The sequence below is a fragment of the Anaeromicropila herbilytica genome (assembly GCF_016591975.1).
Lineage (GTDB): Bacteria > Bacillota > Clostridia > Lachnospirales > Lachnospiraceae > Anaeromicropila > Anaeromicropila herbilytica.
Genome location: NZ_AP024169.1, coordinates 2,295,842 through 2,313,000, shown reverse-complemented (window position 1 = coordinate 2,313,000; position 17,159 = coordinate 2,295,842). Strand labels below are relative to the sequence as shown.

Here is a 17,159-nt window from a genome sequence, read left to right as displayed (position 1 = left end):
CTAATAAGCAACTCTTTTTCACGTTCTATTTCAATTGGTAACCTTATTTACACTAGTATTATTGTTAATTCTACTTGATTTTCTATTCTTTTTCTTGTTTCTTTACTAACTGAATAAACTCTTCAATATTTCGTTGAATCGTTTCTTCCTCTCCTCGTTTACGAACAGATATGGAATTACATTCTTCCTCTTTTGCTCCAATAATCAGCATATAAGGCACTTTATCCAGTCTTGCTTCTCTAATTTTATATCCAATCTTCTCATCTCTTTCATCTAACTCGCATCGTATTCCATTTTCCTTTAGTTCCATCATTACTTTCTTAGCGTAATCAGAATACTTGCCAGAGATAGGAAGTAATTTCACTTGAACTGGAGCAAGCCAAATAGGGAATTCACCAGCATAATGCTCAATTAATATCCCCATAAATCGTTCAATTGCTCCAAATACAACACGGTGTAACATGATTGGTCGATGTTTCTCTCCGTCTGGACCAATATATTCTGCCTCAAAGCGAATTGGTAATTGAAAATCCAATTGGATTGTTCCACACTGCCATGTTCTTCCGATTGCGTCTTCTAGATGAAAATCAATCTTTGGTCCGTAGAATGCACCATCCCCTTCATTGATCACATAATCCATATTCAGACCTTTAAGTGCATTTTGAAGACCTTCTGTAGCAAGTTCCCAATCTTCATCACTTCCAATACTATTTATCGGTCTAGTCGAAAGTTCTACATGATACGAGAATCCTAATCTTTGATATACTTCATCAATTAAGCGAATCACTCCTTTTATCTCATCCTCTACCTGTTCCTTTGTCATAAAGATATGTGCATCATCTTGAGTAAAACAACGAACTCTCATCAGCCCATGTAGAGCTCCAGATTTTTCATGCCTGTGAACTAATCCTAGTTCTCCAATACGCAGAGGTAAATCACGATATGAATGCATCTGTGATTTATATACTAACATGCCTCCTGGGCAATTCATTGGTTTTATGGCAAAATCACTCTCATCAATTTGAAGTGTATACATATTATCTTTATAATGATCCCAATGACCAGAAGTCTCCCATAACTTACGATCTAAAATCATTGGTGTGGATATCTCCACATATCCTTCTCTTTCATGAAGTTTCCTCCAATAATCAATTAACAGATTCTTAAGTATCAATCCTTTTGGTAGGAAAAATGGAAATCCAGGTCCCTCTTCCATCATTGTAAATAATCCAAGTTCTTTCCCTAATCTTCTGTGATCACGTCTCTTTGCCTCTTCTAATCTATCTAGATATTCCTCCAAATCTTTCATCTTGGGGAATGAAGTTCCATAGATTCTAGTAAGCATCTTATTCTTCTCATTTCCTCTCCAATAAGCACCTGCAACAGCTGTTAATTTGAACGCTTTTATATATTTTGTGTTAAATAAGTGAGGTCCTGCGCATAAATCAATATATTCACCTTGCTCATAGAAACTGATAATCTTATCTTCTGGTAATTCTTTGATTAATTGAACTTTATAATCTTCTTTTCGCTCTTTCATCAGTTCAATTGCTTTTTCTCTTGGTAGTGAATATCTGCGTATCTCTAGCTTTTCTTTTACGATCTTCTTCATTTCTTCTTCTACTGCTAGTAAGTCTTCATTCGTAAATGATCTCTCAAACTCAAAATCATAATAGAAACCATCTTCCACTGAAGGACCTATCGCTAGCTTTGTATCTGGATATAATCGCTTGACTGCTTGAGCTAAGATATGGGAAGTTGTATGCTGAAATGCTGCTCTTCCTTTCTCATCTTCAAATGTTAAGATAGTCAAATGACAATCTTCCTTAATCATTTCTCTTAGATCAACAATCTTACCATCCACTTCTCCTGCACATGCAACTCTTGCAAGATTCTCACTGATTCCTTTTGCAACATCAATAACTGAGATTGGATTCTCATACTCTTTTATTACACCATCTTTTTGTTCAATCTTCATATTCTACATTCTCCTTTACCGATCAATATTTTGATTTTTCACTTAGATTGCTACTTTTCTTAAGAATAATCACTTTTTGTTCACTTTGTGATTATTTTGCATTTCGAAATACACATTCAAGTATTCTTCTGTATTCAATCGTACGATAAAACAAAATTACAATTTTGGCCGAAATTGTAGTAATATAAGAAAGCACCCCTAGATTCATGACATAAATATCATGTAATCTAAGGGTGCATACTATTAATGAACGCACGGTTCCACCTTAACTTTTTACTTTCAGATTCTAACAAATCCTATTCTTTAACGCAGACATACGATAATACTTCTTATAGCCAATCATCATGATAACTATATTCGTATTATAGCTCAGGAGCGGTTTTCACTCATCATTCACATAAAGAACTCCCACCATGTGTTCTTCTCTCTGGATGCTTCCAATCAGTTACTCTTTCCTTCATAGCTTTTCTTATATTGGTTTTGATTATAATCATTAGTTTATGATATGTCAACCCCAAATATTGGTTCTATATATTGAAGTCTATCCCAAGCAGCTTATCATATAAAAGTTTTAAAGGATTTTTATCGTAATAATAGCACTCTCATCTTTTGCAATTCTGAAAATCCATCAATTAACTCCACAATATAGTTGACTAGTCAACTATTCTGTGGTATCTTATTTATCAGACTGTAAATACTATACTATAAATCATGAGAAACTAATGCTATTTAATAATTCCTTTACTTATCATTAACTTATAATTGGCAGTAGAATGGAGATTAATATGGAGAACAAGATTGACAAATTAACCTATCTAATGAAACTAAATTCAAATATTTATCGATGTTCTCAGGCCTATATTGATAAACATCTTGCAAAATATAATCTAAGTATGAGCTCATATCCGTATCTACTCGTCCTAAAAAGATGTTCTGGAATCAGTCAAAATGATATCAGCAAAGAACTGAATGTAGATAAATCGATGTCTGCCAGAACAATCAAGAAGTTAATTGAAGAAGGATACATTAGAAAAGAACAAAATAAAGAGGATATTAGAGCTTATCAATTATATTTGACAGACAAAGCAAGAGAAATCATTCCTGAGATCTTAACTATAGTTCAAGATTGGATTGATATTATTGTTCCAGAAACTATGTATTCCGATGCACACTTAATCGAAAATGGGCTTTCATTTCTTGAACAAGTTTTAACAAATGGTAAAAAGTATAGACATTATTGTTCTGAACATACGAAAGGGGATGAATAACTTGGAAACACAAAACGATAACAATTCCTACAATAAAGATAGTAAAACCTATAAAAATAGATGGATCATGCTAATCACGATTGTTATGGTAACATTTATGGCTACCCTAGATGGTAGTATTGTTAATGTAGCTCTACCAAATATGTCAGATGAACTACATGTGAGTATGGCAGAGATCGAATGGGTCGTTACTAGTTTCTTAATAGCGATTGCTGCTACTATCCTTATATTTGGTAGACTTGGTGACATGATTGGTAAAGTAAAAGTATTTAAATTTGGAGTAGTTCTATTTACTCTTGGTTCCTTATTATGTGGCTTTACGGATTCTTTAACCATTCTTGTCATTGCGAGAATCATTCAAGCAATTGGTGCATCTGCTACCATGGCAAATAATCAAGGGATCATCACACATGTTTTCCCACCCAATGAAAGAGGTAGAGCACTTGGTACTCTCGGTAGCTTCGTTGCACTTGGTGCAATGACTGGTCCTCCTTTAGGTGGTCTCATTATATCTTTATTTAGCTGGGAATATATTTTCTTAGTAAACGTTCCAGTCGGAATTATAGTATTTATCTTAATTATAAAACTATTTCCAAAATCGAATACATCACGTGAGGAATCACTAGACCTTTTTGGTGCTTTATTATTTACTATTGCAATCGTATCTTTATTTGCTGCAATAGTCCATGGACAAAGAGTTGGTTATAATAATCCATTAATGATATCTGCATTTGTAATATCTGTAGTATCTTTTATTGCATTCCTTCTTGTTGAAATGAAATCGAAAGAACCTCTACTTGACTTATCCATGTTTGGTAATAGCTTATTTACGATAAGTATTCTTTGTGCAATGGCTTCCTTTATCGCAATTAGTGCTTCGAATATTATATTACCATTTTATTTTCAAGATGCCCTTAATATGACCCCTGGTAAAGCTGGTCTATTTATGATGGTATCACCAATTGTGCTATCCGTAGTAGCTCCTTTTAGTGGCTACATGTCAGACAAGATTGGTTCAGAGATCTTAACATTCTTGGGGTTAGTTTTTTCAAGTATTGGACTTCTTCTAATATCAACCTTGAATCATAAATCCAATGTATTAATTATAATACTATTTATTGTAGTCATGTCGATTGGAAATGGTATGTTTCAATCACCAAATAACTCACTTGTTATGTCGACGGTTCCAAAATATAAACTAGGTATCGCAGGTAGTATTAATGCTTTAGTCCGTAATCTAGGAATGGTGCTTGGTACTTCTCTTGCTACTTTGATTCTATATAATCGAATGAGCGAAAAAGTTGGTTATCGTGTCGTTGACTATGTAAAAGGTAGACCTGATGTATTCAACTATGGAATGAGTCATGTCTATCAATTTGCTGCTGTTATTTGTATCATCGGTGCGCTTATGACTGCTTTTCGACTATATAATCATCGTAGATCAAAAAGAGCTACACTGTAATATCGGATAGATGATTATACTTAACCCTTATAACATAATAAAAGGTATCTACTTGTAAAATGGATCCTATAAAATAGTCAGATAAAAATAAAGATATATCTCTAATTTTATCTGCCTCTATATTATAGGGTCCATTTCACTGTAGATACATAGGCATTCTAATCATGATTGAATGTATCATAACGTTCAAGATTCTTTTGAAATTTCTTTATGATATCATCTTCTGCCCCCAAATTAAGATTGAGGAAATTAGTTCCACCTCCCGCACCAATTGCAATAATTGATATTTCATCATTATGTTCAACCATAGTTAAAGTAAGGCTGGCATAATTGCCACTTCTTATATAATAACGTTCATAGACACGAGTTAATACAATGACATCATCATACTTGCATTCACTTTCATCTATTAACTCAAGACCATGTGCACCAATATTTTTTATTGCCTCATCCACTGCAGATAGTACAGATTGATAAGTCCCCTTAACCTTTTTCTCATATTTAGCCATTACATAATGCCTCCAATACAGTTCAGTACTTATTATAGATTATGCCATTAACATAATTTATAATCATGTCCTTCTACTATATTGTGTGTATATTATTAGAACATTTATACCTATTTTAGAACTATTTGCAATGCGTTTACTATCTTAACGTTCAAAAAGCATCGTTAACTCTTTCATGTAATCTAAACATTCATCCGTAATTTCCTTCCTTAACAATCTCCACTTCCAGTTATTACCCAATGTAGAAGGGATATTAATTCTAGCCTCACTTCCTAATTCGAGGAAGTCTTGAATTGGTATTATAACAAGATTAGCTACACTTTCATACGCAAGACGAATGATTTTCTTACAACTATCTTCTTCCCCCTTAATATCAGCATATGCATTGGCATATTCTTTATCTTCCTCAATCAGAATGCGGTACCAACCTAACAAAGTATCATTGTCATGTGTTCCTGTGTATACGACACAATTTTTATCGTAACAATGAGGCAGATAATTGCTTTTCTCTCTTGAATCAAAAGCAAATTGTAATACTTTCATACCTGGATATCCAGACTTATCTAACAATTCCTTAACACTATCCGTTAAGTATCCTAAATCTTCCGCAATGATAGGTACTCCTTCTAACTCTCGATTGAATGCTTCAATCAAATCATACCCCGGACCAGCTTTCCATTCTCCATATTCTGCTGTAATATGGCCATATGGGATAGCATAATATTCATCAAAACCACGAAAGTGATCAATTCTAATTACATCGTAAAGCTTCGCACAATGTTTCATTCGTTCAATCCACCAATGATAATTACTTTTCTTATGTTCCTCCCATCGGTAGATTGGATTTCCCCATAATTGTCCGGTAGCTGCGAAAGCATCCGGTGGACAGCCTGCAACTACGGTTGGCCGAATATTATCATCGAACATGAATAAATTACTATTTGCCCAGGCATCAGCACTATCTAGTGCGACATAGATTGGTATGTCGCCAATTATCTGAATCTGATGGTCGTTCGCATAACTTTTTAGCTTAGCCCATTGCATAAAGAATAAATATTGAAGATAACAATAGAATTCGATATCTTGAGCCAATTCTGTTTGGTAATATTCCATTGCTTCATCAGAGCGTATCCGAATATCCTCTTTCCATTCTTGCCATGATAAGCCATCTTTTTGGACTTTGATTGCCATATATAGACTATAATCATCTAACCAAGAAGTATTCTCTTCTTTGAATTTATGATATTCCCTATTATTAGATAAGTTAACTCTATCGTAAGCTTTTCTTAAAAGATCATATCGACTTAGATAAACCTTCTCATAATCTACATATCTTATGTTATCTCCCCAGTCACACGCCTCACATTCCTCTTTTGTTAGTAGCCCTTCTTCTATTAATTGTTCTAAATCAATATAATAAGGGTTACCTGCAAATGTCGAAAATGATTGATATGGAGAATCTCCGTAACCCGTTGCACCTAAAGGTAGTATCTGCCAATACTTTTGATTTCCCTTTTTTAGTTGATCTACAAAAAGATAAGCTTCTTTTGAAAAACAACCAATTCCATAGGCTGATGGTAAGGATGCGATTGGTAATAATATTCCGCTTGCTCTCATTCTTTCTCCTCTTTCCTATTTAATTGCACCATCTACAACACCTTTGATTATTTTCTTTTGTGCTGCTAGATAGAATATTATTATTGGTATGATTGACATAATTAATCCAGCTGATGCATAATCCCATCGACTTGAGAATTGTCCGAAGAAAAAGAATGTCTTAAGAGGTAGAGTATTCCATTGTACATTTGATCCTATTACTAAACTTGGTAACAAATAATCATTCCATATCCACATAATATTTAGAATAGCTACTGTCATTGTGATTGGTGATAGTAAGGGAAATACGACTCCCCAAAAAGTGCGAAACATACTACAACCATCAATTGCAGCTGCTTCCTCTAATTCAGCTGGAATTCCTTTTATAAATCCATGATATAAAATGATTGACAAAGGTGAACCAAACCCAAGATACGCAAATATTAATCCTTTTGGATTTAAAAGATCTAATTTACTTAATGTACTCATAAGAGGTAACATAACACATTGAAATGGTATCAACATGGAGATTGCGAATACATAAAATAATACCTTTGATACACGAGTCTTATATCTTACTAATACCCAGGAAGCCATAGAGGTAAATATGATAATAATAATAGTTGCAACTATGGTAATCCATAATAAATTCCATAATGCTGATCCATAATCCATTCGTTTCATAGCTTCACCATAGTTTGTTAAAACTATTGGCTTAGGCCATCCAATTACATCTAGGAATATATTCTTCTGAGATTTAAAAGAAGCTAGAAGTAACATGAACATAGGAAATAAAAATAATGCTGCAACGAATAAACCTATTATGATTTTAAAGAACTTCGATATTTTTCTTTCATTACACATGATAACACTTCCTTTCTTCTATGCTTCTATCTCTCTTTTCTTTGAAAAATACAATTGTATGATAGATATGATTGCTACTGATATAAAGAAAATGATGGCCTTTGCTTGTGCCATACCCATATCATTTGCACTAAAAGCAGTTTTATAAATATTAAGTGCTAACATTTCGGTAGCATGGTTTGGATCACCATTGGTAAGAGCTAAATTTTGATCAAATAACTTAAATGAATTTGATAAGATCAAAAAGATACCAATTGTAAACGCTTGAGACACCATTGGCATTGTAATGTCTTTTAATCTACGAAAGCCTCCAGCACCGTCGATTGCTGCAGCTTCTAATATATTATCTGGAATATTTTGAAGTGCTGCTATGTATATAATCATCATATAACCACTCATTTGCCAAACCATTACGATTAATAGTGCTGCAAAACCTGTTTCTTTATCTGTTAACCAATTTTGAAGAAACGGTATATTCGTTGCTGGAAATATCTTAGTAAAGATAAATTGCCATGCGAAACCTAATAAAAGCCCACCAATTAAATTAGGCATAAAAAATACGCCTCTTAATAAATTTGCTCCTCTAAATTTTTTGGTTACCAAAAGCGCAAGGGCAAATCCAACCAGATTGATTAGTATTACAGAACATATTGCAAAGGCTGCTGTGAATCCAAAACAACTCCAAAACATCTTTTCATTGGTAAATATATTCTTAAAATTCTCTAGTCCTATAAACTTTGGAGTTGCTGATATACCATCCCAATCCGTAAGAGAATAATAAAAACCAGATAGCATTGGATACAGTTCTACTACACTAAAAGCAATTAAACAAGGAGCTAAGAAAAGCCAAAACCCTAACTTTGAACGTCTCATTCAATCTCTCCTCTCTATTTCATAAATTCTGTATTTATTTTCCATTTTATTTATAAAAGATAATATTATTTAAAATTAATTCGTACGTCAAAATCAATGAATTATAAATCAGTAAGGGCCGCTGGCCTTCCTATATTTCCATAATCTCGACGTACGAATCTATGATTTAATCATTATTCTTATATACTTGTGTAGAGTGTTAAAGGTCTTTCACGATCTAACCGAGTATATTGATTTATTATTTATTTCTCATGCTATTCCATTCTTTCGCTGATTCATCAAATACTTGATCCCAAGTTAAATCTCCAGTTAAATATCCTTGTACTTTAGATCCAAATACTTGTTGTAACCAATCTGCACCTGGTGCACCTTTAAATACAGCGCTAATTACTTTTCCAGCTTTCATGTAATCTAAGATACCTTTTGATAATGGATCCTTTGGAGCTAAATCTCCATAATTATCAAATACTGGTAAGAATCCAAATTTATTTACAACGATATCTTTACCTGCATCTGATTGATATAACCAATTTAAGAAGTCTTTAGATGCTTGCTTAACCTTGGCATCTGATTGACTGTTTACACACCAATAGTTTGCAACTAATGTAAAGATGCTGTCTTCTTTGTAACCTTTAACTGGTGCTGGTAAGAATACAAGATTCTCAGCAATCTTTGGATCAACTGTATTTACATCATTATAGATCCAGTTACCTTGTTGAATTACTGCAACTGATCCTAAAGCTAAAGCGCCTTGTACTGCATCACTATAACCAACAGATACAGCTCCAGCATGATCCTTTGCATTTGCTGAATATTTTAATTGTAAATCGATATAATCTTTATAAGCGTCTTTATAAGAGAATTGAATGTCTTTTGCATTGTATGCTGCAAATACATCTTCTTTAAATTCTGGTGCTAAAGCAACGTTAACTGCATGATCTCCTAGTACCCATTTTTCTGCACCTTGAACTGCTGTAACATTTTTAAGCATTGGCCATTTATCAGCTAAAGAACCATCATCAATCTTAGCTTGTAATGCTGCAAATGCTTGATCTAATTGATCATAAGTTGTGATGTTAGAAATATCAACACCAGCATCTTCGAACATCTTTTTATTAGCGATTAAACCAAATGCTTCAGTACTAACAGGAAGACCATATACTTTACCATCAATCGTATCAAGATCTAACATACCTGCATTAGCATGTGATACCCAAGGTTGATCTGATAAATCTTCTAAGAAATCTTTGTATCTGCCACATTCATCTGGTCCAATACAGTTAAAAATGTCAGGCATATCTCCAGCTGCTGCTCTTGATTTATATGTAACACCAATATCTTCTCCACCACCAATTGTCTGAAGAGTAATCTTAACATTAGGATTTTCCTTCGTATATGTATCAATTGCTGCTTGTAATTGATCATTAATCTCTACTTTATATTGTAATATTTCAATATTTACTGGTTCTTTTGACTTATCTGTATCTCCACTCTTATCCTCTGATTGCTTCGTAGAAGTGTTAGTTGTTTTTTTGTCTGATTTACAACCAGTTAAACTTGATGCTACTAGAACTAGAGCTAACATTAGAGCTACAACTTTTTTCACTTTTTTCATTTTTTTCATAATACATCCTCACTTTCATATTTTACTCAGAATTACCGATTATCTGATTTTCCAGATTATTTCTCGTACTTCACAGCCAAAAGTACAAGTCCCCTATTCTAGAAACCTCTCGATACTTTATTAAGAATGCATCCGTTGATATTACTTAATTAATGAATTCTTTGGACAAGATTGGTATCGTTATCGGTAACGTTTCCAAGTTCATACATATATTACCATATCTAGTTTTGTTTTACAATATATTCCTGTTATATTTTTACATATATTTTATTTATTTCTTCATCATGATTCGTGATATTGTCTCTTTTTTAATGTAATTTCCTCTTTCTATGGCAATTATATATAAGCGATAGGAAGTAAATTGATTATTTTGAAATATCTACTTGTATAATATTATGAAATATTTTACAATATGATAATAAAAAGATGGTGTAAAAACTGTCTTTACAAAGTATATTTTAAAATTCATGCGCTACCGTCTCACAGCCAAATGGCGGATCTTGCAATTGATATGAAGGAGTAATGTATATGGATTCATTAAATATCAAAGATATTGCAAAGTTATGTGGAGTAGGCGTTAGCACCGTATCTAGGGCAATTAATAATCATCCTGATGTTAATGCTGAAACAAAAGCAAAGATTATTAAGATAATTGAGCAAAATAATTATATCCCGAATAATAGTGCTAGAAATCTAAAACGTAACAACTCCAAAACGATTGCTGTCTTAGTAAAAGGAATCACCAATCCCTTTTTCTCTCCATTAATAAAAACGATTGAAAAAGAGATTAATCAAAGGAACTATTCCATGTTAATTCATCAAATAGACTCCTTTTCTGATGAAGTTGACATTGCTGTAGAATTAATCAAAGAAAAGAAACTCCAAGGAATCATTATTGTAGGTGGTAAATTCACCCACAATACAGAGAAATTGTGCCGTATAAACGTTCCATTTGTATTGACTACATCAATAGCACAAAATGCCAATTTAGATAGTTATTCCTCTATCAGTATTGATGACTATAAGGAAAGTTATAAAGCGGTGGACTATCTTTGCAGATTAGGTCATAAGAAAATCGCAATTATCACAGCGAAGGAGGATGAAAGTATTGGTAAATACCGTTTAAATGGCTACTTGAATGCATTAAAAGATCATGGTATTCCAATTAATAAGAATCTGATCAAATATATGCATAAAGATATTGATGAGTATTCTCTTGAGAATGGTAAAATCTGTACATATGAACTATTATCCTCCAATGAGGATTTTACTGCTATTTTTGCAATATCAGATAATCTAGCTATTGGCGTTTGTAAAGCAATTCTAGATTATGGTAAATCAATACCAGATGATTATTCCGTACTTGGATTCGATGGAATTGAGCTAACCTCCTATTTCAATCCCACCATTACTACAATCAAACAACCCGTTGTAGAAATAGGATTAGAGAGTACTAAGATATTATTTGATTTAATTAATCAAAAATGTGGTACAGTACATAAAATATATGATGGAGAATTAATTGTCGGTGGCTCTTGCCGAAGTATTCTTTAATGACTCTTTAATTTTGTATTAGGCTAGTACGCTATATGAAGTTATATTAAATGTTCATGATGATAAGAATGCAAATAGCATCAACTTACTTTTTTAGAAGTTGATGCTATTTGCATTCACTGATCTAGCTATTATAAAGTGTCCAAAAGAAAATTAGTATTCATTCCAATATTATCATTTTTTTAAAACTTAATCTGATAGAGATGCTTTACTTTGACTGTTTTAAACCCTAAAGATTTGTATAATGAAATTGCAGAAGTATTATCTGTTTCCACATCTAGTATCAGGCTCTTTCTATTCATAGCTGCATAATTCATAACTCTTCTTATTAATTTATGTCCATATCCATTCTTTCTATACTCTTCTTTTACCCCAATTTGCTGAATATAGATATTATCTTTATTCATTACTAAGATGACATAGCCAATTAAAATATCCTGATTGTTTTCTAATATTATTTTCCAATCATCTAAGCTTTCCAAAATACGTTTCGATGACCAATATATATCTGGAAATAACTCATCATGCATAACTGCAAAATCCTCTTTGAATTCTTCAAAACTATCTTCTTGTTTATTCTCTTGGATATATGAATTGATAAATGAATCGGAATATGTATCTAACACTAATGTCATATCTTTCCCTAAATCATTGACCTTATAATAATCCTTTAATTCTTCAATATGTTTATTCTGTTCATTTACATACAAATAATAACTTTTACCCTTTAAAGTATCTTTCACATATTGAAACATGCTCATTGCTATATCTTTAAATGAAGATGTAGTAAAAATACCAATACAGTCATTCTCTATGTCATTGCAAGGCAAAAGAGCAACACCATTGATATTTTTCTCCTCATAAGATACAATTATCTTCATATCATTTTTATCAATTGCTTCCTCTAACAATTGTTGAATACCTTCCATTTCATTCGGACATGTATCAAATGCATATTCAGCAATAGCATTCTTTTCAAAAATATATTTGATTACCTTGTTAAAATCTTCTCTTCTACATTCACGTATCATAATAACCTCTCATCTAGCTTTATTACAAGTTTATATCAACTCATATAATTTCTTAAATTATCCTCTAACTTCTTCTTAATCTCTATTCTTAGCGAATCAGGAGAAATAACAGTTACATAAGCACCAAAAGATAATATTAATCCATATACCCACTCATCAATCTGATAATCCAAAGAAATTAGATAGTTACCATCTTCCCTTAATTCAATATTACTTTCATCAAATATATCATATACTCGATATGCTTGAGTCTTATCAATAAGAAGAGTAAATGTCTGAGATTTCTTGATTTCCTTCTCTTGATTGTCGTTTGCCTGATTATCACTTGATTGATTGCCACTTAAATGATTATCACTTATCTTATCCTTCAGGGTATAATCCCTTTTCTCAAAGAATTCCTGTAACACTTCTATTCTTTGCATTCGATTTAGTTTAAAGACACGTACATCTTGCTTTTCTCTACAATACGCTCTTAAATACCATGTATAACTCTTGAACCATAATTGTATCGGTTCTACAATACGCTTCGATGCTTTCCCGCTACGATTATAATAATCAAACTGTAGTACTTTCTGATTCAGTATTGCAGATTTAATTATTTTATACACTTCTTGCCTTTGATTACTCCAATCAGAAAAGTCAATCGAGATCCAATCTGAGTACTGTATGTTAAATATACTATTTAGTTTAGTTAATATTTCATCGGAGTTGTCCATATCTACCGCTTTCATACTTTGAAGTGCGGACAATATTTGTAACTTTTCTTCATCGGATACTAATACTTTATTAAGAACATAATTATCTACGATTGAGATGCCACCATTCTTACCCTTTTTCGTATAGATTGGAATTCCTGACATACATAAAGTGTCAATATCTCGATAGATAGTTCTTTCCGATACTTCAAAATGATTAGAAAGCTCCCTGGCGGTTATTGTTCTTTTCTCAATCAATAAATATAAAATCTCAAATAAACGATTCATGAATCTTTTCCTCTTCCCTTGAATTCATATTATTCGTTGAACTCTTACTTGTACTAAATTATATCGAATTTTTATTCTGTAAAGATCAAAAGCCTTTCATAACATACATTGTGTATATTGATGTATAATTATGCAACAATATACACTCAGCAAAATTAAATAAGGCTTTTTAATCCAAAATCAACTAATATAAAAGAGCTAACCATTCAATGTTAGCTCTGATTTACAATATACATATTTTTTTGTTGTCTTAGAATTCTTTGGATACTTTTCTCAGATAAAAAATATTTATCTGCAATACTATTTACTGATATACCCGATTGATAATCATCAAAAATAGACTCATTTCGATTTCTTAATTCACTTCGAATTGTAGTATTCGTTCCCCAAGATTTCTTTTTTTCATCTCTTCTTGGAATATAAACATATTCCCCATCAATATATTGTTGTATTTGTTCTACCAACTCAATAGGTAGCACATTGATTGCCTTCTGATAGCTCATTTTGCCCTCCTAAATTATTCTTCTTAGGATCAGGTCGATAACAATCGACCGAGCAAAGGCCAAACAATTAAGTTTTATTTTGCATAGCCCTTGCTAAGCAAAACTAACTAATTTTAGAGTCATAAATATTCCCTCCTATTTATTCCATATACTGATATTTTTTACAATATCTGCTTTATATATTATACTATAAAATTGTGAATATTCAAGTACTACAATTCATTATTTTTGGGATGATTTATATTTGTAGTAGCATAAAAAACATGGAATGGACTTTGACACTCTAATTTGATGATGTTGGGGTCAAATAGCCTTTTATAACTTACAATGTGTATATTGATGTATAATTATTAATTTTGGCGTAGTCCGGCCAAAGGTATCGTTTATATTTTGTCAAGACTCATAGTGAAAATAGGAACGTGAGTGAGTATTTTCGCTAGTTCTGAGGCTTGTAAAAAATATGGTGCCTGAGGGAAAGGTAGCCAAAATTCATAATTATACAGCGATATACACTCAGTACACTAAATTAAAGCTATTTGACCCCAACATCATTTGATTTAAAAGAATTAATTTATTTAATAATCTTAACAAATTTCTTCTTTCCTATTTTCAATACGTCTTCACTTGATAAGACATAATCTAAATCATCCATTTTTTCACCATTTATTTGTACTCCACCTTGTTTTAGCAATCTGCGAAATTCACTGCCTGATACAACATATTGATTACTTACAAGCAATGGAATGATGTCAATTAACTTATCATTTTCAAGTTCGATTAACAATTCCGGAATATCATCTGGAATCTCTTTTTTTGAAAATGCTGTGTTGTAGAATTCCATAGCTTTCATAGTATCTTCTTCTGAATGGTAAAGAAGTGTGATAATTCTTGCTAGCTCATATTTTACATCTCTAGGATTTTTACCTTCTTTAAGTTCTCTTTCTATTACAGTTACTTCATCTGGGTGCATATCTGTAGCTAAATTAAAGTATTTCATAATTAATGCATCTGGTACTTCCATAACCTTTTTAAACATAATATTGGCATCTTCATTTACTCCAATGTAATTACCAAGGCTTTTGCTCATCTTCTCCACACCGTCAAGTCCTTCTAGAATTGGCATGAATAAAGCAACTTGTTGGTCCTTCTCCATACTCTTTTGAAGATTTCTACCCATTAGAATATTGAAGGTCTGATCGGTTCCTCCAAGTTCAATATCTGCATCAATTGCTACGGAATCATATGCTTGCATTAATGGGTAGAAGAATTCATGTAATCCAATCGGAACATTATTACTGTAGCGTTTCTTGAAATCATCACGTTCTAATATTCTAGCTACTGTTGTAGATGCAACAAGCTTTATAACATCTTCGAAGTTAAGCTTACTTAACCACTCTCCATTAAAACGAATCTCAGTTTTATCTTTATCAAGAATTTTAAATATCTGAGTCTGGTACGTGATTGCATTTTCCTTTACTTGCTCTTTGGATAAAGCTTTTCTTCCTTTTGCCTTTCCAGTCGGATCGCCAATCTGACCTGTAAAATCACCAATAATAATGACGGCTTTATGCCCTAGATCCTGCATCTGCTTAATTTTTCTTAAAACAACCGCATGGCCTAGATGGATATCCGGAGCACTTGGATCTAACCCTAACTTAATAATTAAAGGTTTGTCTTCCTTTATGGAACGCTTTAACTTTTCTTTTAGTTCTTCTTCATTAACTAGTGTATCTACTCCTTTGGTGATTATTTTAAATTGCTCTTCTACTGATTTCATCATAACTACATTGTCCTTTCATTCTTCCTTTATTTTTTGTATCTGCAAGTACCAACTTCATACCTAATGTTTATCTAATATTTCATTAAAGATAAGAATATGCACTGTTTTCCAACTTCTCTACAACGCAAAAAAACTCCCGTCCTAATAAAAGGACGAGAGCATAATCTCGTGTTACCACCTTAATTCATAGACAACTCACATTGTCTACCTCTTCAAGTACAGTAAATTGCAAACTTTACTACAATTAACGATACTCTAGCACTATAACGTGTGCGGGAATCCGTCGCAGCCTACTTAATAGATTCAGTGCGAAGCTCAAAGATGTATTCATAATTAGTTTCCCATGCTCCTCTCATCGAACGGCTGCTTTCTGTATGTTTCACCAATTACTACTTATTCTTATCATTGCTTTTATAAACTTATTTATTTTACGAAATATTAAATATTTTACTAATTATAAAAAATATCACATGATTTGTCAATGATGGATTTTATAATCTTTGGTTTTTTTCATTCTCTATTCTTATCCTATTATCTGTGTTCTACAAAATTCGCATTCCCCCACTGTATCTTTAACAATCTTATTAATTGTGCCACAATAATTACATGTAACATTAACATATTCATGCGTTTGCTGTATCGAAGTTTTATCTTCTTCCTGGTTTAAATTAGCTTGATTCTTAATTTGATTACCGTTTAATGCAATACAATTTTTTTGTTCATCAACATATGCATGTTTAAAATACTTTAGTTTTATCATCTTTTTCAGATTCTTTTTTACAACTTCCTGAGAAGTTCCCACAACTGATGCTATATTCTCAATAGAGCCAGATGCATCTGCTTCTAGAATATTGTAATAAATATTGAATGTGATTAATAATTTTTTTCTCTTATTTCCAAAGTACGTCATTATAATTCCTAAGATCAAAAAAATTAGTATTCCAATTAATGTATCGGATGTTATTCCTTCGCTTATTAGTACAATGACACCAAGAATGCCCATAGATAGCATAAAATAACCTATCAGCAATTCTATTATATACAAAAATTTATTAGCAATGACTATTGCATTTGATTTTCTCATTATCTCCCACCTAGCTAATATTATATTAATTTTAATTGTATTTTTTTGAT

The 17,159-nt window shown here is 32.2% G+C and carries 14 protein-coding genes and 1 other annotated feature; of the genes, 3 read left to right on the top strand and 11 right to left on the bottom strand.

Features of this window, described 5'->3' with window-relative positions:
* Positions 1–82 precede the first annotated feature (82 nt).
* Positions 83–1,978 carry a threonine--tRNA ligase gene (thrS, locus tag bsdtb5_RS09740; protein WP_271715823.1) on the bottom strand — a complete coding sequence of 632 codons (1,896 nt, stop codon included), beginning with the start codon at positions 1,976–1,978 and terminating at the stop codon, positions 83–85.
* 785 nt (positions 1,979–2,763) lie between these two features.
* Here thrS and bsdtb5_RS09735 point away from each other — a divergent pair.
* Positions 2,764–3,246 (top strand): MarR family winged helix-turn-helix transcriptional regulator, encoded by a 483-nt coding sequence (locus bsdtb5_RS09735; RefSeq protein WP_271715822.1) that lies wholly within the window; start codon positions 2,764–2,766, stop codon positions 3,244–3,246.
* Position 3,247: 1 nt separating this feature from the next.
* Positions 3,248–4,708, top strand: coding sequence for an MFS transporter (locus tag bsdtb5_RS09730; protein ID WP_330611994.1), 1,461 nt, complete (start codon positions 3,248–3,250; stop codon positions 4,706–4,708).
* A 158-nt stretch (positions 4,709–4,866) separates the two neighbouring features.
* Here bsdtb5_RS09730 and bsdtb5_RS09725 read toward each other — a convergent pair whose 3' ends face one another.
* The 5 genes from bsdtb5_RS09725 to bsdtb5_RS09705 all read right to left on the bottom strand — a co-directional run bounded on the left by bsdtb5_RS09725 (position 4,867) and on the right by bsdtb5_RS09705 (position 10,174).
* Positions 4,867–5,217: a DUF6054 family protein gene (locus bsdtb5_RS09725; protein ID WP_271715821.1), complete on the bottom strand. Its 351-nt coding sequence runs from the start codon at positions 5,215–5,217 to the stop codon at positions 4,867–4,869.
* Positions 5,218–5,361: 144 nt separating this feature from the next.
* Entirely contained in the window at positions 5,362–6,834 is a 1,473-nt protein-coding gene (malQ, locus tag bsdtb5_RS09720; RefSeq protein WP_271715820.1) for a 4-alpha-glucanotransferase, read from the bottom strand.
* A gap of 15 nt (positions 6,835–6,849) precedes the next feature.
* Positions 6,850–7,677, bottom strand: coding sequence for a carbohydrate ABC transporter permease (locus bsdtb5_RS09715; protein WP_271715819.1), 828 nt, complete (start codon positions 7,675–7,677; stop codon positions 6,850–6,852).
* A gap of 18 nt (positions 7,678–7,695) precedes the next feature.
* Positions 7,696–8,550, bottom strand: coding sequence for a carbohydrate ABC transporter permease (locus tag bsdtb5_RS09710; protein ID WP_271715818.1), 855 nt, complete (start codon positions 8,548–8,550; stop codon positions 7,696–7,698).
* A gap of 238 nt (positions 8,551–8,788) precedes the next feature.
* On the bottom strand, positions 8,789–10,174 hold the full coding sequence (locus bsdtb5_RS09705; protein ID WP_271715817.1) for an ABC transporter substrate-binding protein: 1,386 nt from the start codon (positions 10,172–10,174) through the stop codon (positions 8,789–8,791).
* 528 nt (positions 10,175–10,702) lie between these two features.
* On the opposite strand from bsdtb5_RS09705, the gene bsdtb5_RS09700 reads away from it, so the two are divergent.
* Positions 10,703–11,728 carry a LacI family DNA-binding transcriptional regulator gene (locus tag bsdtb5_RS09700; RefSeq protein ID WP_271715816.1) on the top strand — a complete coding sequence of 342 codons (1,026 nt, stop codon included), beginning with the start codon at positions 10,703–10,705 and terminating at the stop codon, positions 11,726–11,728.
* Positions 11,729–11,910: 182 nt separating this feature from the next.
* Here bsdtb5_RS09700 and bsdtb5_RS09695 read toward each other — a convergent pair whose 3' ends face one another.
* From bsdtb5_RS09695 to bsdtb5_RS09675, 5 genes are all read right to left on the bottom strand, one after another.
* Positions 11,911–12,759 (bottom strand): GNAT family N-acetyltransferase, encoded by an 849-nt coding sequence (locus tag bsdtb5_RS09695; protein ID WP_271715815.1) that lies wholly within the window; start codon positions 12,757–12,759, stop codon positions 11,911–11,913.
* A gap of 35 nt (positions 12,760–12,794) precedes the next feature.
* A complete protein-coding gene (locus bsdtb5_RS09690) occupies positions 12,795–13,742 on the bottom strand; it encodes a helix-turn-helix transcriptional regulator (RefSeq protein ID WP_271715814.1) in 948 nt (315 codons plus the stop codon).
* A 212-nt stretch (positions 13,743–13,954) separates the two neighbouring features.
* Positions 13,955–14,245: a CD3324 family protein gene (locus tag bsdtb5_RS09685; RefSeq protein ID WP_271715813.1), complete on the bottom strand. Its 291-nt coding sequence runs from the start codon at positions 14,243–14,245 to the stop codon at positions 13,955–13,957.
* A gap of 571 nt (positions 14,246–14,816) precedes the next feature.
* A complete protein-coding gene (tyrS, locus tag bsdtb5_RS09680) occupies positions 14,817–16,025 on the bottom strand; it encodes a tyrosine--tRNA ligase (RefSeq protein ID WP_271715812.1) in 1,209 nt (402 codons plus the stop codon).
* Between the two features lie 145 nt (positions 16,026–16,170).
* Positions 16,171–16,440: a binding site (T-box leader), on the bottom strand.
* A gap of 108 nt (positions 16,441–16,548) precedes the next feature.
* Positions 16,549–17,109 (bottom strand): hypothetical protein, encoded by a 561-nt coding sequence (locus bsdtb5_RS09675; protein WP_271715811.1) that lies wholly within the window; start codon positions 17,107–17,109, stop codon positions 16,549–16,551.
* Between the last annotated feature and the right edge of the window lie 50 nt (positions 17,110–17,159).